27 protein-coding genes and 1 pseudogene are annotated in these 25282 nt (G+C 59.8%); 17 read left to right on the top strand and 11 right to left on the bottom strand.

Annotated elements, in window-relative coordinates; translation table 11 throughout:
• Nucleotides 1-34 precede the first annotated feature (34 nt).
• The 4 genes from ACQ4V8_RS16925 (at nt 35) to ACQ4V8_RS16910 (ending at nt 4435) form a co-directional block, all read left to right on the top strand.
• Entirely contained in the window at nt 35-433 is a 399-nt protein-coding gene (locus tag ACQ4V8_RS16925) for a DUF2946 domain-containing protein (protein ID WP_010395120.1), read from the top strand.
• Between the two features lie 77 nt (nt 434-510).
• Complete coding sequence (locus ACQ4V8_RS16920; RefSeq protein WP_436571885.1) at nt 511-2622, top strand: TonB-dependent receptor family protein; 2112 nt, start codon at nt 511-513, stop codon at nt 2620-2622.
• An 8-nt stretch (nt 2623-2630) separates the two neighbouring features.
• Nucleotides 2631-3977, top strand: a complete 1347-nt coding sequence (locus tag ACQ4V8_RS16915) for a PepSY-associated TM helix domain-containing protein (protein WP_436571884.1) — start codon at nt 2631-2633, stop codon at nt 3975-3977.
• A 71-nt stretch (nt 3978-4048) separates the two neighbouring features.
• Entirely contained in the window at nt 4049-4435 is a 387-nt protein-coding gene (locus ACQ4V8_RS16910) for a hypothetical protein (protein ID WP_436571883.1), read from the top strand.
• Nucleotides 4436-4584: 149 nt separating this feature from the next.
• On the opposite strand, the gene ACQ4V8_RS16905 is transcribed toward ACQ4V8_RS16910, so the two are convergent.
• The 5 genes from ACQ4V8_RS16905 to ACQ4V8_RS16885 are packed head-to-tail and all read right to left on the bottom strand — an operon-like array spanning nt 4585 to nt 9645.
• A complete protein-coding gene (locus ACQ4V8_RS16905) occupies nt 4585-5772 on the bottom strand; it encodes a fatty acid desaturase family protein (RefSeq protein ID WP_436571882.1) in 1188 nt (395 codons plus the stop codon).
• Between the two features lie 10 nt (nt 5773-5782).
• Nucleotides 5783-6901: a glycosyltransferase family protein gene (locus ACQ4V8_RS16900; RefSeq protein WP_010395127.1), complete on the bottom strand. Its 1119-nt coding sequence runs from the start codon at nt 6899-6901 to the stop codon at nt 5783-5785.
• On the bottom strand, nt 6898-7557 hold the full coding sequence (locus tag ACQ4V8_RS16895) for a hypothetical protein (RefSeq protein WP_436571881.1): 660 nt from the start codon (nt 7555-7557) through the stop codon (nt 6898-6900). The genes ACQ4V8_RS16900 and ACQ4V8_RS16895 overlap by 4 nt, the downstream gene beginning before the upstream one ends.
• A gap of 55 nt (nt 7558-7612) precedes the next feature.
• A complete protein-coding gene (locus ACQ4V8_RS16890; protein WP_436571880.1) occupies nt 7613-8605 on the bottom strand; it encodes a hypothetical protein in 993 nt (330 codons plus the stop codon).
• A gap of 17 nt (nt 8606-8622) precedes the next feature.
• Nucleotides 8623-9645 carry a glycosyltransferase family 2 protein gene (locus ACQ4V8_RS16885; RefSeq protein ID WP_142303292.1) on the bottom strand — a complete coding sequence of 341 codons (1023 nt, stop codon included), beginning with the start codon at nt 9643-9645 and terminating at the stop codon, nt 8623-8625.
• 262 nt (nt 9646-9907) lie between these two features.
• Between ACQ4V8_RS16885 and ACQ4V8_RS16880 the strand changes: the two are divergent.
• The 3 genes and pseudogenes from ACQ4V8_RS16880 to ACQ4V8_RS16870 all read left to right on the top strand — a co-directional run.
• Nucleotides 9908-10225, top strand: a pseudogene (locus ACQ4V8_RS16880) (transposase); the annotation flags it as partial.
• A 420-nt stretch (nt 10226-10645) separates the two neighbouring features.
• Complete coding sequence (locus ACQ4V8_RS16875; protein ID WP_142303293.1) at nt 10646-11914, top strand: zinc metalloprotease; 1269 nt, start codon at nt 10646-10648, stop codon at nt 11912-11914.
• Between the two features lie 34 nt (nt 11915-11948).
• Nucleotides 11949-13268 carry a hypothetical protein gene (locus ACQ4V8_RS16870; protein WP_436571879.1) on the top strand — a complete coding sequence of 440 codons (1320 nt, stop codon included), beginning with the start codon at nt 11949-11951 and terminating at the stop codon, nt 13266-13268.
• Between the two features lie 232 nt (nt 13269-13500).
• Here the strand turns inward: ACQ4V8_RS16870 and ACQ4V8_RS16865 are convergent, their stop codons facing one another.
• Complete coding sequence (locus ACQ4V8_RS16865; RefSeq protein WP_436571896.1) at nt 13501-13836, bottom strand: SOS response-associated peptidase family protein; 336 nt, start codon at nt 13834-13836, stop codon at nt 13501-13503.
• A 127-nt stretch (nt 13837-13963) separates the two neighbouring features.
• Here ACQ4V8_RS16865 and ACQ4V8_RS16860 point away from each other — a divergent pair, with 127 nt between their 5' ends.
• The 4 genes from ACQ4V8_RS16860 (at nt 13964) to arsH (ending at nt 15827) form a co-directional block, all read left to right on the top strand.
• Nucleotides 13964-14170 carry a peptidase gene (locus tag ACQ4V8_RS16860; RefSeq protein WP_436571878.1) on the top strand — a complete coding sequence of 69 codons (207 nt, stop codon included), beginning with the start codon at nt 13964-13966 and terminating at the stop codon, nt 14168-14170.
• Between the two features lie 112 nt (nt 14171-14282).
• Complete coding sequence (locus ACQ4V8_RS16855; RefSeq protein WP_010395149.1) at nt 14283-14657, top strand: ArsR/SmtB family transcription factor; 375 nt, start codon at nt 14283-14285, stop codon at nt 14655-14657.
• The gene (gene arsC, locus ACQ4V8_RS16850; protein WP_070345735.1) at nt 14654-15076 is read left to right on the top strand and encodes an arsenate reductase (glutaredoxin); all 423 of its coding nucleotides are present in this window, start codon (nt 14654-14656) and stop codon (nt 15074-15076) included. The genes ACQ4V8_RS16855 and arsC overlap by 4 nt, the downstream gene beginning before the upstream one ends.
• Before the next feature lies 1 nt (nt 15077).
• On the top strand, nt 15078-15827 hold the full coding sequence (gene arsH, locus ACQ4V8_RS16845) for an arsenical resistance protein ArsH (protein WP_010395151.1): 750 nt from the start codon (nt 15078-15080) through the stop codon (nt 15825-15827).
• A 90-nt stretch (nt 15828-15917) separates the two neighbouring features.
• Here the strand turns inward: arsH and ispB are convergent, their stop codons facing one another.
• Nucleotides 15918-16907 carry an octaprenyl diphosphate synthase gene (ispB, locus tag ACQ4V8_RS16840; protein ID WP_043460840.1) on the bottom strand — a complete coding sequence of 330 codons (990 nt, stop codon included), beginning with the start codon at nt 16905-16907 and terminating at the stop codon, nt 15918-15920.
• A 304-nt stretch (nt 16908-17211) separates the two neighbouring features.
• Between ispB and rplU the strand changes: the two genes are divergently transcribed.
• The 5 genes from rplU (at nt 17212) to proB (ending at nt 20626) form a co-directional block, all read left to right on the top strand.
• On the top strand, nt 17212-17523 hold the full coding sequence (gene rplU / locus ACQ4V8_RS16835) for a 50S ribosomal protein L21 (RefSeq protein WP_038500602.1): 312 nt from the start codon (nt 17212-17214) through the stop codon (nt 17521-17523).
• Between the two features lie 40 nt (nt 17524-17563).
• Nucleotides 17564-17836: a 50S ribosomal protein L27 gene (gene rpmA, locus ACQ4V8_RS16830; RefSeq protein WP_010395157.1), complete on the top strand. Its 273-nt coding sequence runs from the start codon at nt 17564-17566 to the stop codon at nt 17834-17836.
• A 111-nt stretch (nt 17837-17947) separates the two neighbouring features.
• Nucleotides 17948-19057 carry a GTPase ObgE gene (obgE, locus tag ACQ4V8_RS16825; protein WP_010395159.1) on the top strand — a complete coding sequence of 370 codons (1110 nt, stop codon included), beginning with the start codon at nt 17948-17950 and terminating at the stop codon, nt 19055-19057.
• 12 nt (nt 19058-19069) lie between these two features.
• Nucleotides 19070-19480 (top strand): hypothetical protein, encoded by a 411-nt coding sequence (locus ACQ4V8_RS16820; protein WP_070345734.1) that lies wholly within the window; start codon nt 19070-19072, stop codon nt 19478-19480.
• Nucleotides 19481-19507: 27 nt separating this feature from the next.
• A complete protein-coding gene (proB, locus tag ACQ4V8_RS16815; protein ID WP_010395164.1) occupies nt 19508-20626 on the top strand; it encodes a glutamate 5-kinase in 1119 nt (372 codons plus the stop codon).
• A 56-nt stretch (nt 20627-20682) separates the two neighbouring features.
• Here proB and nth read toward each other — a convergent pair whose 3' ends face one another.
• Together nth and rsxB are read right to left on the bottom strand one after the other, a co-directional pair.
• Nucleotides 20683-21330, bottom strand: coding sequence for an endonuclease III (nth, locus tag ACQ4V8_RS16810; protein ID WP_010395166.1), 648 nt, complete (start codon nt 21328-21330; stop codon nt 20683-20685).
• The gene (gene rsxB / locus ACQ4V8_RS16805) at nt 21327-22049 is read right to left on the bottom strand and encodes an electron transport complex subunit RsxB (RefSeq protein ID WP_010395169.1); all 723 of its coding nucleotides are present in this window, start codon (nt 22047-22049) and stop codon (nt 21327-21329) included. Before rsxB ends, nth begins: the two co-directional genes overlap by 4 nt.
• A gap of 278 nt (nt 22050-22327) precedes the next feature.
• Between rsxB and ACQ4V8_RS16800 the strand changes: the two genes are divergently transcribed.
• Nucleotides 22328-23125 (top strand): substrate-binding periplasmic protein, encoded by a 798-nt coding sequence (locus ACQ4V8_RS16800; protein WP_261980754.1) that lies wholly within the window; start codon nt 22328-22330, stop codon nt 23123-23125.
• A gap of 66 nt (nt 23126-23191) precedes the next feature.
• Here ACQ4V8_RS16800 and ACQ4V8_RS16795 read toward each other — a convergent pair whose 3' ends face one another.
• Together ACQ4V8_RS16795 and fdxA are read right to left on the bottom strand one after the other, a co-directional pair.
• Nucleotides 23192-24412, bottom strand: a complete 1221-nt coding sequence (locus ACQ4V8_RS16795; protein WP_196856678.1) for a polyhydroxyalkanoate depolymerase — start codon at nt 24410-24412, stop codon at nt 23192-23194.
• A gap of 275 nt (nt 24413-24687) precedes the next feature.
• Nucleotides 24688-25011 (bottom strand): ferredoxin FdxA, encoded by a 324-nt coding sequence (gene fdxA / locus ACQ4V8_RS16790; protein WP_010395176.1) that lies wholly within the window; start codon nt 25009-25011, stop codon nt 24688-24690.
• Nucleotides 25012-25282: the final 271 nt, after the last annotated feature.

Here is a 25282-nt window from a genome sequence, read left to right as displayed (position 1 = left end):
TCCCGCCGGCCGCTGGTAAAATGCTGGCATGGGAATGACCTCTTTCACACGCCGCTGCGCTGCCTGGATCGCCTGTTTCGCGATTCTGCTGGCGGCGCTCGCGCCGTCGATTTCCCACGCCGTCGCCAATGCCAAGCAGCAGTCCGGCTCCGGCTGGGCGGAAATCTGTTCGGTGGCCGGCATCCGTTTCGTCCAGCTTGTCCAGGTCGATGACGGCGCCGCCGACGGCAAGACCGGCGGCAAGGCCATGCAGATGGAGCATTGTGCCTTCTGTTCCACGCATGCGGGCTCCATAGGCTTGCCGCCCAGTCCCGTGCTGCCGCTGCTTGTGGCCAGCGGCACGGCCATTTTCCCGGCCCTGTACTACCAGTCGCCGTCCCCGCTGTTCATCTGGTCTACCGCGCAATCGCGCGCGCCGCCCGGCCTCGTTTAATTTCTAGCATCTTTAGTGCTTGCCTCTTGCGCCCTTGAGCGTGACGGGCGGCATCCGCACATTTAAACGAGAATCACATGAATAAAAGATTATTGGTGCTGGCCGTGGCCATCACCTTGGCCTACCCCTGCGCGCAGGCGCAAGCCGATCACGCCATCGATACCGTCGTCGTTTCCGGTTCGCGCGCACAATCGTGGCTGTCCGAGACGCCGCAAGCCATCGGCGTCGTCAATGCGGCATTGCTGGAACGCGACAAGCCCAAGACCATGGGCGATATCCTCAACCGCATCGCCGGCGTGTACTGGAATGATCTGGGCAACGAGCAGCACAGCATGAGCATCCGCCAGCCTATCGGCACGAATGCCGTCTACCAGTACCTGGAAGATGGTATTCCGATCCGCCCGCTGGGCGTCTTCAACCACAACTCGCTCAACGAGATGAATATGGCGGGGGCGAGCGGCGTGGAAGTGGTGAAGGGCGCTGCTTCCTCGCTGTATGGCAGTAATGCCGTGGGCGGCGCCGTCAATTTCCTCAGCGCTGGCGCCAGCGCCACGCCGACGGCCAAGGTGGGCGTGCGGCGCGATAATGTGGCCGGCTTCAGCCGCTATGACACCTCTGCCAGCGATACCTGGGGGCCGCTGGGACTGCGCTTTTCCCATTACAGTTCGCGCCGTTCGCGCGACAACTGGCAAGAGTACAGCTATGGCGACAAGGATTCGTTCTCGCTGCGCGCCGACTATGCGCTCAGTCCTACCTCGCAGCTGCGCGCCACCCTGGTCCACACGGATCTCGATGCGGCCATGACGGGCAGTCTGTTTGAAAATGACTACCGCAATGCGCCCGGCAAGAGCCTGAACACCTTTACTTACCGCAAAGACAAGACCACGCGCATGAATCTGGCGTGGGAAGGCGAGACGACGGTCAACGGCACAAGCACCGTCACCGTGTTTACGCGCAAGAACGACCATGGGCAGATTCCCGCGTATTCCATCGGTAGTTGCGTCGGTACGCTGTGCAAGGGTGTCATCAATAACAACCACGTCGATTCGCTGGGGCTGGATGTGAAACACCAGCAGGAATTCACCTGGCTGCGTTCGCGCCTGGTCGCTGGCGTGTACGTGGACAAGAGCGACAACCCTTTTGTCAGCGATAACCTGTCCATCGTGCGCGATGCCGCCACGGGCCGCTATCTGCGCTATACGCTGGCCAATGCCGGCAATCCGCAGGGCGTGCGCGACTACCAGACGGACATTCTGAATACGGCCGTCTTCGCGCAATGGGAATTTTCTCCGCTGGCGCGCGCGCGCGTGGTGCTGGGCGCTCGCTCGGATGCCATTCGCTACGATTACCACAACAAGCTGGCGCCCGGTGGCAGCGTCAATTACGGCGCACCAGACGAGTCGCGCAGCTTTTCGCACCTCAGTCCGAAGCTCGGTGGCACCTACGCGCTCGGCCATGCGGGCAGCGCGTATGCCAACGTCAGCCAGGGTTTTACGCCGCCAGAAGTGAGTCAGCTGTATGGCAAGACGGGCATCGCCGACCTGCAGCCGTCGGTCTACAACAACTATGAGCTGGGCTTGCGCTGGGCCTTCTTGCAGGGCCGCCTGAAACTCGATACGGCCGTGTACCGCCTCGATGGGCGTGACACCATCGTCAGCTATACGCTTTCGCCGGGCAACAGCGAAAACCGCAATGCAGGCCGCACGCGCAGCGAAGGCCTGGAGCTTGGGCTGAACTACGATAGCGGCCCGTTCGACGCGCGCTTCGCCACGGCGATCGCGCGTCACCGCTATCTGCGCTACCAGGTGTCTGCCAGCCTCGATTACAGTGGACGCAGCATGCCGCAGGCGCCGCGCGACATCACCTCGGTCGAGATCGGCTACAAGCCTGTGGCCGGCGCCAGGGTGGCGCTCGAAGCCGTGCATCAAGGCCGCTACTGGATGAACAACGCCAATACGGTGCAGTACAAAGGCCACGCGTTGCTGAACCTGCGCGCCAGCTACCAGCTGGCGCGTGGTCTGGAAGCGTGGGCGCAGGTGCGCAACCTGATGGATAAGCGCTATGCCGATTCGGCCAGCAGCAGCTACTCGGGCGTGGGCAGTTACGCGCCGAACAGCCAGAACCAGTACACGCCCGGTGCGCCGCGCAGCGTGATGTTGGGCCTGGGCTATACCTTCAATGCACTGTGAAGACGGCCATGGACGACGCAACTTTTCTCATCGCACGGCGTAAAAGCCTGTACTGGCGCATCCACTTCTGGGCCGCGCTGATCGCCTCGCCGTTTGCGCTGGTGGCTACCTTGACGGGCATCTTGTATGTGTTCACGCCGCAGATCGAGGCCAGGCTGTACCAGCAACTTGACCACGTGGCCCCACAAGCGTCCATGCTGGCGCTGGACGCCGCCGTCGCGGCAGCGGAACAGGCGGCGCCGCGTGGCTGGACCGTGCAGCACGTGGTGCCGCCATTTCAAGGGGACGACGCGGTGCAGGTGGCGTTCGCGCCACCCGGCGGCGGCGTGGACGAGCATGCGGGCCATGGCGGACATGGCGCGCCGCGCAAACCGAAGTTCGGCCTGCCCGCGCAAGCCATCATCGTCTACGTCAATCCGTATGATGCGCAAGTGCTGGGCAGCCTGGCGGTTGCGGAGCGCTTCGGCAACTGGGCTAAAAAGCTGCATTCGCGCCTGCTGCAAAACGATGGCTGGCGCTGGATGATCGAGCTGGCGGCCAGCTGGCTGATGGTGATGTTGGTGACGGGCGTAGTCCTGTGGTGGCCGCGCGGCAGCCAATCGGGCTTGCCCAAGCGTGGCGCGCGGGGGCGCAATGGCTGGCGCCAATGGCATGCCTTCCTGGGCGTGGCGCTCGGCGTCATCAGTTTGGTCATCCTGGCGACGGGCTTGACGTGGAGCCAGCAGGCGGGCGGGCGCATACGCGCGCTGCGCGACATCAGCGGCCAGGCGCCGCCGCCCGTGCCGCGCGGCTTGCACTCAAGCGAGCATGGCGCGGGAGGTCCGCTCGACTGGCAGGACGCCTGGCAGGTGGCGCGCAGCCATGCACCGGCCATCGCCTTGCAGCTGACAGCGCCGGCCAGCCAGGACGATGTGTGGCGCGCCACCATGGCCGACCGCAGCCAGCCCACGTTGCGCTTCGACCTGCAATTCGATGCCTATAGCGGCAAGCCCCTGTATTACGCCGGGTGGGAGGCGCAGACGGCGTTCGGCAAAGCCACCGCCATCGGCATACCGTTTCACCGGGGTGAGTTCGGCTGGTGGAACCAGGCGCTGTTACTGCTGTTTGGCGCCAGCGTGCTGTTCTCGCTGGTATCGGGCTGGGTGATGTTCTTCAAGCGGCGCTTGCCAGGCTCACTGGGCTTGCCCCGCTTGCTGCCCGGCGCCTGGACCTCGCCTTCAGCTCTGGCCTGGCTGCTTGGCGCCGCCATGTGTGCACTGATGCCATTGCTGTTCATTTCCGCCTGCGTGCTGATGCTGCTCGAACTGGGGCTGGCAAAATGGGGTAAGCGTATCGGCAGGGCGGGCCTGCGCTAAAAGTCTGCGCTAAAATAGGGGGTGCGGCCCGGCTCGTTGCCTGGGGCCTCCCCCCTTGTATTGGTTGACGCATGTTATTCATCGACTTCCCCGCCTTGTCCGTGCTGGCCGCCGCTTCGGCACTGGTAACAAAAAAATGCAGCTGCTGCACGGTGTCGCTGGCCGCGTGGCAGCGACTGCCCACCTCGCTGGAACTCGACCGTTTCGAGGAGGTCGGCACCCTGCGCGAAGACCCGTACGAGGAGCCCACGTTTGAAGAATACCATCCCGATGGCACGCGCTATGACAGCGTCGATGCACCCATCGCGCCGCGCTACTATCCCGCCAACCTGAGCCAGGTGGCGCGCTGCCTCAATTGCGCCCGCCACTACCTGCGCTACAACGAGGCGGGCGGCTACTTCACGGAACTGCGCATCCGCGCGCTGCGCCCCGAGTTGCTGGCCGACGCCGCCTTGTAATCCGCGCCAAGCGTTACAGGCTGGTCTTGGCCTGTGCAAGGCCGTGTTCAGCGTAGATGGAATACACGGCGGCGAGGACGGGCAATAAAAACCAATCCATACTGCTCGCCCATTGTGATTAGGCCTGATTTTTGCAGCTTGAACGATGCTCAAAGAAACAGGTACATAGCGACGCACGCAAGTGCGATTTTCAGTGTTCTGTCATTGAAATCAGGCACGCTGATACCTGTGAATATCCCAAGCAATGTAGTCGGGTGATCGATGATGAGCAGGAAAAAGGCAAGGATCGGGAGAAATCCGATGAGTAGCCCAAGCAGATATGCTTTCTTCTTATTTGCTGGCTGCTCTGGCAAATGATTCGTCATGGCATAGACGCTTAGCTCAGCAATTGATCGCGTACGGATGCAAAGCATGCGTTCAGTGTTAGCAGTTTGCTTGAGTTGGCTGACGTCTTTCAGCACCTGTCCATACGATCTATACAAGTGGGCCGCCGGCAGGCGGCCTTGTTGCGCCATTAGCGCATGCACCTGCTGCAGGTGATAGAAGGGGACGTTTGGATATTCATGATGCTCGATATGGTAATGGATACGATGCGGTCCGACGAAAAAGGTTTGCCAGCTGCGCCGCACGACGGTACGCGCACTGAATCGCTGATCTTCCGACGCCCGGTAGCCGGCATGCTCGGTGATCGCGCGTATGCGCCCGAACAGCGGTAGCAAGGTCAGCGCTGGCAAGATCCAAAGCCCGAAATACAGCGCTGCATGTCCCGCCGCTGTGAGCAGGCCGATCATCACGCCCTGCACCGCAACGATGCTGGCGATTGCGTAGAACCCCTTGCTGTGGCCGGCAGCCTTGTGCCGATTGCGACCACGCTGCCTGGCGCGCACCAGATTGCGCGCGCTGAGGAAGTAAGCAATGCCGGTGGCATCTTTGAACAAACGCCACACTAATTGCTTACGCGTCACGGGGTAGTCGTCAATGCCGAAGATGTTGGCGACCGGATCATCGGCCACCATCGGCGCGCGGTGATGCTGCAAGTGCCCGCGGCGATAGAAGTCCATCACCAGCAGTAGTGGCGCTGCCGCGAACAGCTGGCCTGCGATGTCGTTCAGGCGCCGATGCGATAGCAGGGTGCCGTGAGCGCTATCATGCATCAGCACGGCTAGTGCGAGCTGCGTGCGGGCAATCAGGATCGCGCTCAGCAGGAACACTAGCGGATGGGAAAAGCGGATAGCCGCGACGAAGCAGGCAGCAATCAGCGCCCAGTCAAGCGCGATGGCAAGTAGTGCGCGCAGATTGCTGATCCTTGTTAGATGCGCCGGCAATGGGGGCTTCATGATGGACGCCTCATCGCTGGACAGACCGCGCGGCCAGCTCGTGCAGCACCGCTACCCAGCTCTGCAGGCGTGCGCCGGCTACCGCGCGGCCTTCCGGCGCAGGCAAGGTGGGGGCGCTTTGTAGCAAATCGGCGCACGCGCTGCACAGGTCTTGGGCGAACGTTGCCGCGTCGTCGCGCCAGACGACGATGCGATGTGCCAGCCCCAGCGCTGCCGCGCGTGCTGCATTGATTTTCTGCTCCGGTTGCTCGGTTAGCACCAGCACGATGGGCCGAGCGTAGACTAGCGCCACCGACAACGCCGCCATGCCGGGTGCCGAGACGATCAGGTTGCTGGCGGCAGCTTGCCGCACCCAGTCGGCGTCCTGCGCCTCCCATCGCGCGCGTCCGGCATAGCCCTCGCCGACCAGCGTTGCGTGCATGCCGGCGAGGCTCAAGCCGGTTTCGATGCCATCGGCCAGGCAGGGGTCACGGAAATGGGGATTGAGGTAGACGGCTGCGCAAGCCTGTGCGCGCGGCACTGGGGCGTCAAACAGCGCAGCCACAACGACCGGCGTCGGCAGGCGGAATGTGCCGCTGTCGCAAGTCGCCTCGTAGCTGAAGTCGTGCTCAATGCGCGCTAAGCTGGCGTTGATTTGCCATCCGACGATGCGATGGAATAGGCGTGACACGATAGCTGGTAGTCGCCCGGAAAAATTGTTTTGGACCGCCTGCCGCAAGCTGGCGCCGTAGACGTGTACCACCTTGCCCCGCCATGCCGGCATGCAGCCCATGAACAGCAACGCCGGGTGAAAGGAGTCGTTGATGATTAAGTCCGCGCTGCGCAGAGCGACGCGTAGTTGCAGAATGTCGCGGCACATGCGCGACGGTCGAAACAGATAGTTGGCGATATTTGCGTCGGTTTCTGCGGGTAGCATGTTTTGCCTGGTGTCGAACTGGACTGCGTAGTCATGCGACAGCACGTGCGCAGTGATGCCGAAGCCGGCCAGGAAAGCGACCCCTTCGTCCGATGTGGTCAGTACATCGACATCGGCACCGTATTCGCGCAACGCATGCGTGAGTAGTTGCGCGCGCATCAGGTGGCCTCGGGCGTCGGCCGTTGCCAGATAGGTGACCTTGATAGCGTTCATGGACGTGCGGGCCACAGCCGCAACGCGGCGCCGGCCAGATACATGATGAGCGCGCTGGAAATGCCCCAGGCACGGTCGATGGCGCGAATCTCATCGAGCAGCGATGCTAGGCTCCCGTGTTCGGACGGCAGCACCAGACGCGCCAGCGTATGTTGGCACAAGCGAACGTGGCGGTCTTCATCGCTCAGCACGCCAACCAACAGAGGATGTAGCGGATGAACTGCGCCAATCAGCGCGCAATGGCGCCGCAGAACGCGGGTGAACGTCTGTTCGGCGCACAAGCCGACAGCGAACGCCGGGATGAGGTGGCCTGCGGAAAAGCTGCTACCGTAGCGATGCGCTAGTGTGCGCCATTGCGCGATCTTGCGCAGAGTGAGCGCATCGGGCCGCGCGGACAAAGGCACCGGCGCTGTCCCGCCCCGCGCCGTAAGCGCAGCCGCAAACAGCGACGCATGACGCCGTTCGTCGGCCAGGTGCTTTCCCATTTGTCGTGCCAGCCAGGCCGGCGGCTTACCCAGCAGGTCAGACTGCAGCGCGATTTCGCTGGCCTCCTCGCCGATCAGGTAGATACGCAACAGCAGCCGTTCACCGGCCACGCTGGCATGCAGTTGGCGCAGGGCGGCACGCTTGATGCTGTCGATCCAGCGCGCCTGCATGGCCGGCAAGCCGCGTAGTGGCGGCTCTGCCAAGCTGGCCGGCAGCGGCCATTCATCAGCGTGCAAGCGCATCGCCCGCCGCCAGCTGATTGCCCAGCACGAGCCCGATAAAGCTTTGCTGCAGGAAAGCTGCCGCCGCATCGCCGGCCCCGGCAAAGGCCTGTTGCTGGTCGCCGTAACGCAGGTAGCCCTGGCCGTGCACGGCGCCGATGGTCAACTTGTCGCGCGCGGCGAAGCCACGCTTCATCAGCGGCTTGAGCAGCGGCTGGTCGCTCAGGCCGTACAGGAACAGTTCGCGCTGGACTACGTGGTCGGGGATTTTGCCGGTCAGCGCTTCCAGCTCGAATGACCAAGTGCCGTGTGCCAGCAGGCCGCCGGCGTTGCCAGCGCTTGGCGGATCGCTGTGCAGCCGTGCGCGCATCACCGACTTGGCTGCCTTACCTGCACCGAGCGCGATGGAAATGTCGGCATCGCCCGTCTTCGCACTGCGATTGTCACGTACCTGCACCAGGTGGCTGGACAGGCGCGCGCCCAAGGCGGGATCGGACACCAGCTTTGTGGCTTGCTCGAACGATACCAGCACACGTCGGCCATTTGCTGTTGGTACGTCCACCATATAGGGGTCGATGCGTACCGCGCTGAACGTTCCCTTGACCGGTGTATGCGCATGGCTGCTGACTGACCAGCGGTCTCCGGATTTGCTTAGTATCAGGTGGACGCTGACCGGTACGCGGCGGCCCGCTTCATCCAGTGCCGAGCCTTGCAACAGCACGTCGCCGACGATGGTCTTTTTGTCATAACTGCGGGCGTTGTTGAAGTGGATCTGGTGCGAGCTGGTGTCCACTGCTGCCGTGGTGGCCTGGTCGTCTAGGCCGATGCGGTTGCACATCTCGGCGCGCATGCTCACCTCGGGAAGTGGGCAGCCGCTGCTTGATGCAAAATAGTGAACGCCACGCCCCTCCAGGTCGGTGGCGCTGGCGCTACCGGTCAGCGCCAGCGTGCTCAGGGCTGCCCATTGCAAAATGGTATGGGAACGGTGCAAGGTCATGGTAGTGTTTCCCGTGGTTAGCGTTTATGGTAGGACAGCGATTGTGCGTCGGCGCCGTCGGCGGCGACGCTGCCGATACCCAGGCCCCGGCACAGTGCGCCAAGCATGTCGAGGCCGGAAAAAATCCCAATCAGGACGACGGCCGACACCCAGCGCAGGCCGCGCACCGGCGCTGCATCCTGATGGTTGAGTGCGCGCAGGCTGTACCACAGCCGCGCCGTCAGTACGCATAGCGGCCCGATAGGGCCGCTATGACTCAGCCATTGCATGGACCTTGGCAGATAGGTGCGTACCAGGTGGGGCGTCAGGCCGAGCGTGTCCTGTCCGCGCATCCAGCGCAATTTGAGCAGCTCGAAGCCGGTATCTGGCAGCTTGTGCTCGGTGTGCGCCCGCGCCGCATAGCGCAGAGCCACGCCCGCAGCTTGGAGGCGCAGGCCCAGCACCTGACAGTGTGCGCGATACACGCCGTCGAGTGGCTGATAGCGGTGCTGCGCGAACACCTCGCGCAAGAACACCACGTTGTTGGCGTAGAAGTTGCGCGTTGCGCGAGCTTGCAGCTGGCTGGGGAAGTACATGAAGTCAATCGTGCTTAGGGCGGTGCCTGCCACGGTGGCGGCGTAGCTGGTGCGGCCGGCCACCACAGCCGGTGGCGCTGCGTCCGTCAGCGGCGCGATCAGCTGTTCAAGCCAGTCTTGTTCGGGCTTGCAGTCGGCGTCGGCGAAGCAGACGTAGTCGCAGCGGTCGGCATGGACGGCGTCGAAACCGTCGTTCTTGGCCTGGTAGTAGCCGGTGCCGGCATTGATCCGCACGAAGTCGATGCTGCGGCCTGCCAGGCGTTCAACGCTTGTGAGAATGCCCTCGCACAAGCCGTCGTGCGTGACGACCACTTGCGCGAGTGCGCTCAGGGCTACGCTCTGTTGCGCCAGCAGGCCGATCACATGCAGCAGGCTGGCGCCGGCAGCATCCAAGTCGGCGCCGCCGCGCAGGTTATTCGTCTCCAATACCAGAGCGGTACGCGCGGCTACGTGTTCATGCGGCATATTGATTTCCATTGCCCAAACAAGACGAGGGCCGTTAATTGGTCAAATCGGTGCACCGTTGCGCGGCCAGCCCCTCAACTCTACCCGGATGAGGCTGCTAACCAAGCCCAGCTGCAGGCGTATGGATTGTCTATTCCGAGATGCCATTTTGCTTTGCCAGTTCCGAAGCCATCTTGTTTTTGGACAATGTCATCGTTAGTTTTCCCCGGGGCGTTTGTCGGATTTGTGCGTAAAACCCGTCGTTCAGGGCGGGGATGTAAGTGTGGCGGGTCGCGCGGTTGTGCTGCAGTCGGATAAGGGCAGCTCGATGAAAAGCGCGACGATGCTGGCGACGCTGAAAAAACTGGGCATCGTGCCGTCGTTCAGCCGGCGCCGGGTGAGCAACGATCATGCTTACGCAGAGTCCTTTTTTCGGACGTGTAAATACCTGCCGAACTGGCCAGGAAAGCCGTTCGACAGCATCGATGAGGCGCGCGAATGGACATTGAAATTCGTGTAATGGTGCAAGCACCAGCACAAACATAGCGGCCTGAAATTCGTGACGCCGGCACAGCGCCACGATAGCCGAGCTGCCGCGATCCCGCGGCACTGAGAGCACGTCTAGACGCTGCCAACGGCTGCCTGGATCAGCCACCACCGATGGAGAATAAAGCTGCCTGATACACGAGACTTAGACTCTCGCCGATTCAACTAGGTGTTTCAAAATTATTGACACGCTCCCGAGCCGCGTCTTGCCACCACCTCCAAAACCGACTGTGCGTAAAGCAATCTGTCACTCGCCTGTGCAAAAACTAATCGCCCAATGTAGGTCGCGCATTGGAGAAAGTCAAACCTGTCCTCCCCAACAAATGCCATGTTCCTGCGTTTAATCAATAGTTGTAACGAAATAAATTAAAAGTGTCGCTGCCTTGCGAATCTAATATTGGCGTGCAGTTTTGGCCCGACGATTTGAGGTATGCTTTTATGACACTGCAAGTTCCCTCACTATTTCGGAGGCACCGTGCGACCCCATCTCCATGCGGTAATCTTTGTCCTGTCCCAAGCTATCCTGCTCTCGCCCCGCGCTCTGCACGCTCAGCAGACATCCGTCATCGTCGAAGCGCTACCCGAGCATCTGCAGTACCTGTACAGCAGGCCCGTTCCCTCGAATGCCAGCGTGCGAAAGTCTGACCAAGTCATGGTCCCAGGTGCGCGCCAGTGGGAAAACGGACGCACGTTGCGGGTATGCTTGTTTTCCGGTAATCAGACGGTCGCTACTTTGATCGCGGAAGTCGCCGGCGAGTGGAACCAGTATTCCGGCGTCAAGTTTGATTTCGGCAAGGAACGGGGCTGGTACAACTGCCTATCACCGGCCAGCGGACATTTTCAGATCCGCATCGGATTTTCCGAACGCGGCTACTGGTCAACCATGGGCCGCGATAGCGAGATGCTGATGGATGCCCTGGCGCCATCAATGAATCTAGAACATTTCAACCTGAAGTACACGGAATCTAAATTTGCCCAGGGTCAGGTCGTGGCCCAGGCCGACGCCTATGACAAGGCCGTGATTCGGCATGAATTCGGCCATGCACTTGGCCTGGTGCACGAGCTACAAAACCCAAACCTCCGCTGCGCCGATGAAATCAAATGGGAGGGGCCGAATAATGTGTTCGACTATTTCGCCGGTCCGCCGAATTACTGGCAGCGCGACAAAGTCAAGTTCAACCTGGATGTGGACAGCCAAGCGGAAAACATCGTGGGCGAGGGGGACAAGGACTCTAACCTGAAGTATTGGCTACCGGCGCAGGTGTTCAAAAAAGGTGAAAATAGTCCCTGCTATAGCAATGTGAACTATGAGATTTCGCGACTAGACAAGAAAGGCGTCGCTATCATGTATCCACCAAATACGGGCACTGCTCCAACCGGCGAACTCAACATCGCCGGGGCGACAATTAAAGCAATGCCTAAGTCCGCTAGTGCGCCAACCCGTGACGATGCACTGTCCCGCGCCAAGGTTGACCTCGAATCAAGCGACGTCTTCATCCGCCGCGATGCCCGGGCCCGTCTGGCAGATCTGATGCCGGCAGCGTCCAGCAGCGAAATCAATGGGTTGATCGAGGATATGCGCGGGAGCAGCTATCGCTACAAACTTGGCGTGGCAGTCGCGCTGGCCAATCAGCGCAGCAAGCTCGCACTGTCTTCAGGTGCACGCGAGCGGCTGAGCCAAGAGCTGACGGCGGCCAAGGATATAACCCTGAAAAACAACCTACGCGCAGCATCCCGTCTGTAAACGGAACGCCGTCAACTATCCAGAAGAGGTAGCCATGTTCAACTCATCCAGCCTGTTCCGCCTCGTCCCGGGCGTACTGTTCACGCTGCTGGCCAGCGGCTGCAGCACCACGCCACCGACGTCGAATCCCCCGACTCCTTCCATGCCGACAGATCCGGGGAATGTGGGAGCAACTGGGCCCAAGATGCTCAACGTCACGCCGCTAACCACACTGGCAGACAACGACGGCTCCGCCCAAGCCGAAGGCGGAATTTTTACCAATGCTTACACCCGCGTGTTGATCTTCAGTTCTGTCGCTGACGAACTGTCCAGCAAGACTCCGGGCGAAATCGCCATTTTGCCCTACAAATCCCGGAGCGCATTCGCGCGCTACCTGGTGGGGGAAAAATACGATATGAACCTGTCGGTCAGGATGAAAATCGGCGCCTTCGAAGCGACCGCGCCGCTGGTCACGCTCAGCCACCAGAGCAATTCGAATGGCGAGCAATGGTCACGCACGATTTCTCAACGGCTCGGCAATTTCCCTTTGTTCCTGGTAAAAGCTGACGGCGAGGCCAGCATTCCCACCTTCAATATCAAGGTGGCTGGTAGTAAGGCATATTCCAGCAATATGGTTGGCAAGTCGCTCGATCTGCTTGTTGCGGGACTCAAGGAAGTGGCGCCGGAGGCTGGCGTACTCAGTTCCTTAACAGCAGAGTCCGCTAAAAACCGCTCAAAGGCGATCGACACGGCGATCGGCCAGCTATTTTCCAACGGCATGTCGGAAGAACATACCGTACACCGCGATTTCCTAAAATGGAACCGGGCCGGGGGTATCGTTGTGTCGCTCCAGTTACCGGCCACCGAATCGTCATCATGGGAAAAACAATTAACCCATGTGGGTAGCTGGACCATCACTTTCGAATCGCCGCGGCCATCGATTTTTTCAGATTGGAAGATCTGCCCCGCCAACCCTGCTATCCGCTGCGCCCCCACCCGGGCGGCTGCGCTGGCGGCACTGCGCCAGGAAGTGTCGGCTCGCCAGGTGCTAAATTACTCGCTGCTTGCCGAAAACCGCGAGCTGGCGACGATGGAAAATCTGGTGACCCGCAATTCGTGGTACGTGACCGCAGCTGGCGCCTACAGTGGCGACGCGGTCAAAGATGCCGCGGTGGCTGACCGGGTCTGCACTGAAATACAAAATATCGTGATCAAGTTGGGCCTGAATCATGACGACGCCGACATTGTTACCTGGGCTTTCATCAGCGGCATGCCGGCGCCGCCCAAGATCCACAACAAGGCATTTCGGGCCGCGCGACCGGATGGCCAGCCCACCAGTTGTAAACGCGCACTGCAAGCTGTCACGGGACGTTAATACAAGAAGTCAGCGGTGTGTCAGCTGAAAGCTCGGTCCCGGGCCAGGCAGAGTTGGATTGCGTTCGTCGGGATATCAGGGTAATGGTTATGAATCAACGCAGCAGCCACGCCAGCCTCTAATCAACGGGCCACGGCATAAGGGCAGTGACGACGAGGGATGCTGACTCAAGCTCAAAATAGTTCAGTTTGTTTGGCAATCGGCACTACCTTTGGTGCAGGCTCTCCACACATCAGTTCGGCCGGGCACGGCTGAAAGTATGTTCTCGCGCATTCGGTTTTTTGCATCCAAGCCAGTCGTCGTCAGCGCTTGGAACGATGACTAGCGAGCGTTTTTCCTCACCTTGGCGGTGGAAGCGTTTCATGAAAGAATGGTCGTCGGCGTTGATAGTCAGCTGGGTGAACGAAAACGACTTCTTTTCATTCTTTTTTTTCCATTCCCTGTAAAGGCCGGCGAGGGCGAATGGCTTACCGGTAGCCATCCCGATGGACCACCGCACGCGCGTAGGCAGCTCCCAGTTTGGCTCGAAGAAACGGACCATCCGGACCAGGCAGAGCTGAGACTTGATCCATGTTGACTTTTACGTCCTAAGTTGGCCAACGGTCTCTGCATGGGCGTTCATTGTCGTGAGGCGCTGGCCGGGCGGCATGTGCCGTTTGAGGATGAATCCGTAGTTGCCGGTTAGACCTCTGCGGTTGAGCCTGGGCGGCACCATCGTGCAGGTGCGCAATCTGGCTGAGTGCATGCAGGTCGCGTTTGATGCCGGCGCCAAACGCATTTTGCTGTCAATGTCGAGCGTGACCGATATTGCGACGGTTCCTGGGGAGTTGTTTGCCCAGTTTCAGACAAGCTTTTACTCGGACCCGGTGGATGCGGTGTTCAAGGCACTGGGTGTGGAGTAGCAGAAAATCGTATACATCGGTACGCTAAGCCAACAGCCCATCGCGCCTGATGTGCCATCTGATGCCAGGGCTGTCGCTTGAGATAATTCCATAATTCGAGTATTATTGAAATATGGAAAATGAAAAGACAATAGCCAGTCGGGTAACGCCGCTGACGAGTGCTTCCGCCATCGTTGCCTTGGCGGCATTGGCACAGGAATCGCGGCTGGCCGTGTTCCGCCTGCTGGTACAAGCGGGGCCGGAGGGCATGGCCGCGATGAAAATCGCCGAGGCGCTGGCCATTGCGCCATCGTCGCTGTCGTTTCACTTGAAGGAACTGGCGCACGCCGATCTGCTGACGGCGAGCAAGGCTGGGCGCTCCATCATCTACGCCGCTAACTATGCGGGCATGAACGGCTTGCTGGCCTTTTTGACCGAGAACTGCTGCGCCGGCGCCCCTTGCTGCGTCACGGACAGCGGCCATATAACCAACGAAAGCACACCATGAGTGTCACGATTTATCACAACACGGCTTGCGGCACCTCGCGCAACACCTTGGCTCTGATCCGCAATACGGGCGTCGAGCCCGTCATCATCGATTACCTCAAGCACCCGCCATCGCGTGAAGAATTGGTCGACCTGATCAAGCGCGCCGGACTGTCCGTGCGCGCCGTGATGCGCGACAAGGGCGCCCTGTACGAGGAACTGGGCCTGGCCAATCTTGAGCTGAGCGATGCGGCCCTGCTCGATGCCATGCAAGCTCATCCTGTTTTGATCAACCGCCCCATCGTCGTCACGGAACGGGGCGTGCGCCTGTGCCGGCCTTCCGAAAAAGTGCTGGAGATCTTGCCGCTGCCGCAGCTAGGCGCCTTCGTCAAGGAAGATGGTCAGCCCGTGGTGGGCGACGGCGGCAAGCCGGTAGCCTGAGATGGATGATTTTCCCGAGGAACTATCGAATGCGCTGCCCAACATCAGCGCCGCTCACCTGGACCTGCCCAGCCTGGATAAATTGGCGCCGCTCACGGTTTCTACTCACGCGCCGCGCATCCTGCTGCTGTACGGTTCCTTGCGCGAACGCTCGTACAGCAAGCTGCTGACCCTGGAGGCGGAACGCATCCTGCGCCACTTTGGCGCCGACACGCGCGTGTTTGATCCGCATGGCTTGCCCATGGTCGACAGCGTCTCGCCCGAGCATCCGAAAGTGCAGGAATTGCGCGCGCTGTCGCTCTGGTCGGAAGGGCAAGTTTGGTGCAGTCCAGAGCGGCATGGGGCCGTCACGGGCGTGTTTAAATCGCAGATCGACTGGCTGCCGCTGGAGACGGGCAGCGTGCGCCCGACGCAGGGACGCACCCTTGCCGTGATGCAAGTGTCGGGTGGTTCGCAATCATTCAACGCCGTCAACGGCTTGCGCGTGCTGGGGCGCTGGATGCGCATGGTGACCATTCCGAACCAGTCTTCGGTGGCCAAGGCGTATCAGGAATTCGACGATGCGGGTCGCATGAAGCCGTCGCCGTATTACGAGCGGCTGGTCGACGTGATGGAAGAATTGTATAAATTTACTTTGCTGGTACGCGACCGCCGCGATTACCTGGGCAGCCGCTACAGCGAGCGGCTGCAAGCGGAGCCGGCCGTCGTGCGCGCATTGGCGGACGCGGCCATGGAGCATGAGCGCAAGTAGGGCGGCCATGAAAAAACCGCGCAAGTTGCTATCCAACTTGCGCGGTACAGTGCAGTGCTGCCGCTTTGCCTTGTGTAGAGTGAAACGCGATCAGTGATTGCGGTCGACGGCAAACGAGCACAGTTGCAGCATGGATTGCTTGTAGGCGCTGTCCGGCCAGCCGGCGATGGCATCGGCGGCGCGGCGGCCGGCGATTTCCGCCTGCTGGCGCGTGTAGTCGAGCGCGCCGCTGCTGGTGATGGCGGCCAGGATGGCGTCGAAATGCTGTTCGTCGCCCTGCTCGATGCAACTGCGCACCAGTTCGCGCTGTTCCGGCGTGCCGTTTTCCATCAACCAGATCAGCGGCATGGTCGGCTTGCCTTCGCGCAAGTCGTCGCCCACGTTCTTGCCGATTTCGCTGGCATCGCCTGCATAGTCGAGCACGTCGTCGATCAGTTGGAAAGCCGTGCCCAGCGAACGGCCGTATTCGGCCGCCGCTTCGATATCGTCTTCGCTGGCGCCGGCGATCAGGGCGCCCAGTTGCGCCGACGCTTCGAACAGCTTGGCTGTCTTCGAGCGGATGACGTTCAGGTAGCTGTCTTGCGTCACGTCCGGATCGTGCATGTTCAGCAATTGCAGCACTTCGCCTTCGGCGATCACGTTGGTGGCGTCGGAGAGAATTTGCATGACGCGCATATTGTTCAGCGATACCATCAGTTGGAACGAGCGCGAGTGCAGGAAGTCGCCCACCAGCACCGAGGCGGCATTGCCGAACAGGGCGTTGGCCGTTTGGCGTCCGCGGCGCATCGACGATTCGTCGACGACATCGTCGTGCAGCAGGGTGGCGGTATGGATGAATTCGACGACGGCAGCCAGTTCATGGTGCGCCGTGCCGCGATAGGCATGGGCATTGGCCACTAGCAAAATCAGCACGGGACGAATGCGTTTGCCGCCTGCGCTGATGATGTATTCGGCGATCTGATTGATCAGCATCACATCGGAGTGCAGTTTTTGGCGGATCACTGTGTTGACTGCATCCATGTCGGCGGCAATCGTTTGCACGATGGTGTTTTGGTTAACGTGTTTGTTGGCGTCAGACAAGGCGAACCTGCATTAGATTGTGGGTGCGCCGATTATACGACAAGGCATGCGCGGGCGTGATGTTTGCCTATGGCTGCGGAGCAATTGTTTGACCTTATTGGCACTGGCGCACACTTTCCTGTCCGCTTGGCGCAAGCCTGACACGATGGTCAGGTTGTCGACATACCACGATCGTCAAGCTTTGTGAATAGTTTTTGACGCAATTTCTCAGTCCATGTATAATTGCAGGTTCCCCCTGTTGTGTACGGCTTGCTTTGCGTAGCAGTGGGACATATTCTTTCAACATTTGATGAGGTTTCAAATCATGTACGCGGTCATAAAAACCGGTGGCAAACAATACAAAGTTGTCGCTGGCGAAAAACTTAAAGTAGAACAGATACCGGCAGACATTGGTTCCGAAATCACCATCGATCAAGTTCTCGCAGTAGGCGCGGGCGACACCATTAAATTTGGTGCGCCATTGGTCGAAGGTGCAACGGTACTGGTTACGGTTGTGGCGCATGGTCGCCATGATAAGGTCAAAATTTTCAAGATGCGTCGTCGTAAGCATTACCAGAAGCATCAAGGCCATCGCCAGAATTTTACCGAAATCCAAATCGTTTCGATCAACGGCTAATCGCCGCTGTTTGAATTAATCAGCTATCAAGGAGTCTTAAATGGCACATAAAAAAGGCGGCGGCACAACGCGAAACGGCCGTGATTCAGAATCAAAACGTCTGGGCGTTAAAGTCTACGGCGGCCAAGCTATCAATGCTGGCGGCATCATCATTCGTCAACGCGGCACCCCAGTGCGCGCCGGCGAAGGCGTAGGCATGGGCAAAGACCACACCTTGTTCGCGTTGATCGCGGGCAAAGTGAAGTTCGTTGTCAAAGGTGCTGGCTCGAAGCAATTCGTGACCGTCGTACCTAACGCAGCAGTACCAGCGTAATTCATCGCGGAGCCAGTTTGCTCCGCTGTGATCGCATGATGTAAGGCGCAAGCCTTCAATCGAAAGGCTCTGCCCAAGGTAGAGCCTTTTTAGTTTTATGGCGGCAAAATTATGAAGTTTATCGACGAAGCAAAAATCGAAGTCATCGCGGGCGATGGCGGCAACGGCTGCGCCTCTTTCTGCCGTGAAAAATTCCGGCCTTTCGGCGGTCCCGATGGCGGCGATGGCGGCAAGGGCGGCACCATTTGGGCAGTCGCCGACCGTAACATCAACACGCTCGTCGATTTCCGCTTCTCCAAAATGCACAAGGCTCGCAATGGCGAGCCTGGCCGTGGCGCAGATTGCTATGGCAAGGGCGCCGATGACATTCACCTGCGCATGCCAGTCGGCACCTTGATCATCGACAACGCGAGCGGCGAAATCCTGGCCGATTTGACCGAACACGGCCAGACCGAAATGCTGGCCAAGGGCGGCGAAGGCGGCTGGGGCAATATTCACTTCAAGTCCTCGACCAACCGCGCGCCACGCCAAAAAGGCGAGGGCAAGGAAGGCGAACGCCGCGAACTGCGCCTGGAACTGAAAGTATTGGCCGATGTGGGCCTGCTGGGCATGCCGAATGCCGGCAAGTCGACGTTCATTTCGGCCGTCTCGAACGCGCGCCCGAAAATTGCCGATTATCCATTTACCACCTTGCACCCGAACTTGGGCGTCGTGCGCGTGTCGCACGAGAAGAGCTTTGTGATCGCCGATATTCCTGGCTTGATCGAAGGCGCTTCCGAAGGCGCGGGCTTGGGCCATCAATTCCTGCGTCACTTGCAGCGTACGGGTCTGCTGTTGCATATCGTCGACCTGGCGCCGTTTGAAACCAACGTCGATCCTGTCAAGGAAGCCAAGGCGCTGGTCAAGGAACTCAAGAAATACGACGAATCGCTGGTTGACAAGCCGCGCTGGTTGGTGTTGAACAAGCTCGATATGGTGCCGGAAGACGAACGCAAGAAGATCGTCAAGGACTTCCTCAAGCGTTTCGCCTGGAAAGGTCCCGTCTTCGAGATCTCCGCGTTGAACCATCAGGGTTGCCCGGAACTGGTGAATGCGATTTATCAACATCTGGAAGCGAAGAAACACAGCGAAAGCCGTGCCGAAGAAACGCAGATGACCGAAGAAGCACGCGGTATCTCGTCGATCGATCCGGATGATCCGCGTTTCAAGATTATCGACTAAGGCTGTCTCTTGATGTCAGTACAGGCGGTCGCTGTCGCGCCCTCGCGCAAGCAAGCGTGGCAGCGCCGTGTATTGCATCTGATCGCGTATGCTTACGGGCTGAGCGCGGTCGCCTGCCTGCTGTTCGCCGATGAGTTGGCGGCCGGCATGGGCATCTTCCTCAATGGCGTCAACGGCTACAGCCAGTTCTACGCCTCCCATGTCGGTGTCTGGGGCGCTACCGCGCTCCTGGCGCTGTTCGCAGCACGGCAGGGCGAACCGCCCATGCTTGGCGATATCACTGCAATGTTGGTCCTGGCGCAGCCCGCTGGCCGTTTGTACGCGGTCCTCAGTTTCGGCTTGCCCCAGGGTTTTGTGTTGTTCATGTGCGCAATCGAGCTGCTGGCGGGACTGGCCTTGCTGCTGCTGCGTCCTGCGCGCTGACGTCTATTAAGTGAAGAGCGCCGCCCCATGGATTCCGTGATTCAAAAAGCTACCCGCATTATCATCAAAGTCGGCTCCTCGCTGGTCACCAACGATGGCCGCGGACTCGACCATGCCGCGATTGCCCGCTGGGCTGCGCAGATTTCCGGCTTGCGCGCACTGGGCAAGGAAGTCGTGCTGGTCAGTTCCGGCGCCATCGCCGAAGGCATGTTGCGCCTCGGTTTCGAGCAGCGCCCCACCGATATCCACGAATTGCAGGCTTGCGCCGCCGTCGGCCAGATGGGCCTGGCGCAAATCTATGAAAGCAGCTTCCGCGCCCACCAGCTCGGTACGGCGCAAGTGCTGCTGACGCATGCCGACCTGGCTGACCGCGAACGCTACCTGAATGCGCGCTCGACCCTGACGACCCTGCTGCGCCTGGGTGTGGTGCCGATCATCAATGAAAACGACACCGTCGTCACCGATGAAATCAAGTTCGGCGACAACGATACCCTGGGCGCGCTGGTGGCCAACCTGATCGAGGCCGATGCGCTGGTGATCCTGACCGACCAGCATGGCCTGTTCTCGGCCGATCCGCGCAAGGACCCGAACGCTTATCTGATCACGCAGGGCATCGCTGGCGATCCAGCCCTGGAAGCGATGGCCGGCGGTGCCGGCAGCAGCCTGGGGCGTGGCGGTATGCTGACGAAAATCCTCGCCGCCAAGCGTGCCGCCAAGTCCGGCGCGCATACGATCATCGCCTGGGGCCGCGATAGTGACGTACTCAGCCGCCTCGCCCGGGGCGAAGCGATCGGCACGGAGTTGCTGGCACAAACGGGACAATTGACGGCGCGTAAGCAGTGGATGGCCGATCATCTGCATACTGCTGGCGCCGTCGTGCTGGACGCGGGCGCCGTGCAAAAGCTGCGCCAGGAAGGCAAGTCGCTGCTGCCGATCGGCGTGACGGGCGTGAACGGCGAATTCGGCCGCGGCGCCGTGATCACCTGCGTCGATGCCGCCGGCGCGCCCGTGGCGCGCGGCCTGTCCAACTACACGAGCGGCGAAGCGCGTCGCATCATGCGCAAGCCGTCCACCGAAATCGAGTCCATTCTCGGCTATATGGAAGGCCATGAGCTGATACACCGCGACAATATGGTTTTGCTGTAAGCGCTAGCTTGCAGTGCCTGACAGATCAAAACGGCCCAGATGGGCCGTTTTTTTTGCTAGACCACGGCCGGCATCGACAACTTGTCCTTGTAATCGCATAGGTCGGCAATCATGCAGTTCCAGCATTGCGGTTTGCGCGCCGTGCATGTGTAGCGGCCGTGCAAGATGAGCCAGTGGTGGGCATCGTGCAGGAATTGCTTGGGCACGAATTTCAGCAGTTTTTGCTCGACGATATCGACATTCTTGCCCGGTGCGATACCGGTGCGGTTCGAGACGCGGAAGATATGCGTGTCGACCGCCATGGTCGGTTCGCCAAATGCCGTATTGAGGACCACATTCGCCGTCTTGCGACCCACGCCGGGCAAGGCTTCCAAGCCGGCCCGATCGCGCGGCACTTCGCCGCCGTGTTGCTCGAGCAGGATCTGGCAGGTCGCGATGACGTTCTTGGCCTTGGTGCGGAACAGGCCGATGGTGCGGATGTAGCTGGCCAGTTCGTCGACGCCCAGGGCCAGTATCTTGGCTGGCGTATTGGCGAGCGGATACAGCAAGCGGGTCGCCTTGTTGACGGACACGTCTGTCGCCTGCGCCGACAACAGCACGGCGATCAGCAGTTCGAACGGCGTCGTGTATTCGAGTTCCGTTTTTGGCGATGGATTGGCAGCGCGCAAGCGCGTAAAGATTTCCAGGCGTTTGGCAGCGTTCATGCGTCTTTTTTCGGCGTATCGGGGGCGGTGGCTTCGGTGCTGGCGGCGGCCTTGGCGCGCGCGCGTTCAATGGCGGCGGCGATGATGGCGCGCTTGCGCTCTTTTTCAGCCTGTTCGTCGGACGTGACGGATACTTCCTGTGTCACTTCCTGCATCTTGGCGACGGCCTTGGCGGCCAGGCGCGCATCGTTGGCCTCGGCTTCGCGGCGCAGTCGCTGCGTGCGCAAATCGTGGCGTGTGCGCGCGTCGTCGGCGTCCATCTGGCTCCAGGCATCCCAGCCGCTGGTATCGTCGTTGACGGGATACATCACGATGCAGTCGACGGGGCAGGGAGCCACGCACAGGTCGCAGCCCGTGCACAAGCTGGTCACCACCGTATGCATCTGCTTGGCGGCGCCAACGATGGCATCCACGGGGCAAGCCTGGATGCACAAAGTACAGCCTATGCAGAGTGATTCGTCGACGTAGGCAACAGATCGCGGACGTTCGATGCCGTTGACCGGATTGAGTGGAATAAATTTTTTATTCAGCAAGCTGGCCAGGCGCACGATGCCTTGCGCGCCGCCTGGTGGGCATTGGTTGATGTCGGCGTTGCCGTCGGCAATTGCTTGCGCATATGGGCGGCAGCCGTTGTAGCCGCATTTGGTGCATTGCGTTTGTGGCAGCAAGTCTTCGATTTGGTCGGCAAGTGAGGGAGAGGCGGGATGCGGCACGGTCATCTTCAAGACGATAAAACATCATTATCGGCCATCTGGGCCGCCTGTAAGTAAAAACCTGTGTCGCGATAGGGGATAGGGCGCGTCGCGGCTGGCTGTTGCAGGTGCGCCGCAAGCCTATTTTATTGTTCATATTGATATCAAAATGAAAATAAAAAACTTTGCAATTTCTATTTTTTTGTGGGAGCATGATTTTTATGCAGCCCATTATCAAAAAAAGCCGACGCCAGCCCTGTTGCCGCGCCTGCACTGTAAGGTGCGCCTAGCCATAGGAGCAGAACATGCGTTTCCTCCGGACAGTTGGTTTGCCCTTCTGTTTGTTCATGCACTGTACGCTTGCCGTTTCGCACGGGCAGGCGGGCTCCCCTGTGGCGTCGTCGGGCGCTGCCAGTTTGCGCATCGTCCGCTTCGCGGCGGAAGACTGGCCGCCTTTCATTTCCCGTAGCCTGCCTGCCGATGGCATATCGGGTGTCATGGTGAGCAGCGTGTTCGCGCGTCTCGGCTATACCGTCAGATATGAATATTTCCCCTGGAAGCGCACCGTGCAGTTTGGCCTGACCAGTCCCCGCTACGCCGGCTTTCTGGCCGTTTGGCGCACGCCCGAACGGGAAAAACTCTGTCATTTTTCTGTTCCTGTTGGCAACACGCAGGCGGTGCTGGCCTACCTGAAGGAGGATGGCTCGCCCGGTGCCACCCTGGCACAGATGGGCAAGCTGCGCATCGGCACCGTGGCCGGCTATGCGAATGGCGAGCAGTTCGATGGCATGGTGGCGCGCGGCGAACTGAAGACGGAAGAGGGCTTGAACGACGCCACGAATTTGAAGAAACTGTTTATCAAACGTTACCGCGTGATCCTTATCGAGCGCCAAGTCCTGCAGCATTTACTGATGGGACGCAACTTCAGCAAGGCCGAGCGCGAGCGTATCGCCATCATTGATACCATTTTCAAGGAGCGCTCCGTGCATGTGTGTTTCAAGCGCGACGAGGAAGGTGCTGCGTATCAAAAACGCTTCAACGAGGCGGCGCGCGATATCGACATGCTCAGGCTGGAGCGCGATTACTGGAAGCGGATCGAGTAGAGTTTGGCTATAAAAAAATGGCACGCCAGGCTTGCACGGCGTGCCATTTTGATCGAAACGTGGTTTTTAGCCGTGTTTTTGTATGAATTCGCCGATTTTTGGGCAAATGATTTCGCGCCAGCGGCGACCCGAGAAAATTCCGTAGTGGCCGCATTTCGGCGCCACGAAGTCTTGCTGCATCTCGGCAGGGATGCCGGAACATAAGTCATGCGCCGCCTGGGTCTGGCCGGCGCCGGAAATATCGTCCAGTTCGCCTTCTACCGTGAACAGCGCCACGTTCGTGATGTCTTGCGGACGCACCAGTTGGCCACCCACTTTCCAGGTGCCCATCGGCAGGCTGAATTCCTGGAACACCGTTTTGATGGTGTCCAGGTAGTACTCGGCCGGCATGTCGAGCACGGCGTTGTACTCGTTGTAAAACTGGCGGTGGCCTTCCGCCGGCTCGTCATCGCCGGTCACCAGGTGCATATAGAACTCGCGGTGGCTTTGTGCGTGGCGGCCCGGGTTCATGGCGATGAAACCTGCGTGCTGCAGGAAACCCGGATATACCTTGCGGCCAAAACCTGGGTAGTTGGGCGGTACCGCGTAGATCACGGTGTTTTCAAACCACGAGAATTTCTTTTCCGTCGCCAGGTTGTTCACTTGCGTGGGTGAGCGACGCGGATCGATGGGGCCGCCCATCATTGTCATGGTCTTCGGCATGTGCGGATCTTTGGCCGTCGCCATCAGCGAGATGGCGGCCAATACCGGCACGGTCGGCTGACAGACGGAAATCACGTGCAAGTCAGGTGCCAGCAGGCGGATGAACTCTTGCACATAATAAATGTAGTCGTCGAGGTGGAACGGGCCTTCCGTCAGCGGTACCATGCGCGCATCCGTCCAGTCGGTGATGTAGACATCGTGCTCGGCAAGCAAGCCGCGCACGGTATCGCGCAGCAGGGTCGAGTGGTGACCGGACAGGGGGGCAACCAGCAAAACTTTGGGCTGTTGCAAGCCAGTGGCTTCTTTTTTGAAGTGAATCAGACGGCAAAACGGTTTTGTCACGACAACGTGTTCGCGAATGTCGACGCTCTCGCCCTGGACGAGCACGGATTGGATGTCGAATTGCGGTTTTTCGTAGTCTTTGCCAAGGCGGTACATCAGCTCGTAGCCGGCTGCGATGCGTTGCGAAAACGGAGTGTGGGCCAGTGGTGACACCGGGTTGGTAAATAACTTGGAGGACATGTCTGCCCATTGCATCACCGGAGTGAGGAAAGAGCGTTGCAGTTCGTGCAGTTGGTAAAGCATATAGAGTCCTTGTTTAATTCCAAGCGCCAATATCGGCTCAAATATCATAATCCAATTCTACGATATTTGTTGAGGACAAAATGTGCTTTACCGCGCATAGGTCCACAGTTTGCGCAATGCTGTGACAGCGCGCCACACTTGCGTGGATAGACCTGCAACGATGTTTTAAAAACAAAAAAAGCAGCGTTTCCGCTGCTTTTTGTTCTTTTTTTTACCGCCATGCCCCTGCGGCGGGGGTTCCCCTCGCCGGAATGGCCGCCGCAACTGTCGTGCGCTTAGCGCACCAACATGTCGAGCTTATCCTTGACGTCCTTGTATTGCTCGGCTTCCGGCAAGGCAGCCTTCGTCTTGGTGATCGACGGCCAGTTGCGGGCCAGATCGACGTTGATCTTGATGAAGGCTTGCTGGTCGCCCGGCACGTCTTCTTCCGCAAAAATCGCGTTCACCGGGCACTCCGCTACGCACACTGCGCAGTCAATACATTCGTCCGGATCGATCGCCAGGAAGTTCGGGCCTTCCCGGAAACAATCTACCGGGCAGACATCGACGCAGTCGGTATAGCGACAGGCGATGCAGGATTCGGTGACAACGTGGGTCATAACAGTCCTATCAATTTTTGGGGGAGGTGCTGTAGCGCCTGCGGGAACCTCGGCGGCGCATACTAAAGCAAAGCATTGTATTTTAAGGCAATTCGCTGCTTCTCACAAATCCCGCTTATATACAATACATATAAGCAAATTCATTTTTTCGCGTTGCCGTTGCCACGCAGAGAGCGCAATTGCGCGACTATCAGGGACGTAGTCATGCAGAACGCGGCAAGAAAGCGACAGTCGTCCGATACGGCAGGGCGTGGGGTGGGCGGGGTGTTGT

Origin of the sequence: Janthinobacterium paucivorans (assembly GCF_051380805.1) — a bacterium.
In the GTDB taxonomy this organism is placed as follows: Bacteria; Pseudomonadota; Gammaproteobacteria; order Burkholderiales; family Burkholderiaceae_D; genus Janthinobacterium; species Janthinobacterium lividum_D.
This window is presented reverse-complemented; position numbering and strand designations above follow the sequence as displayed.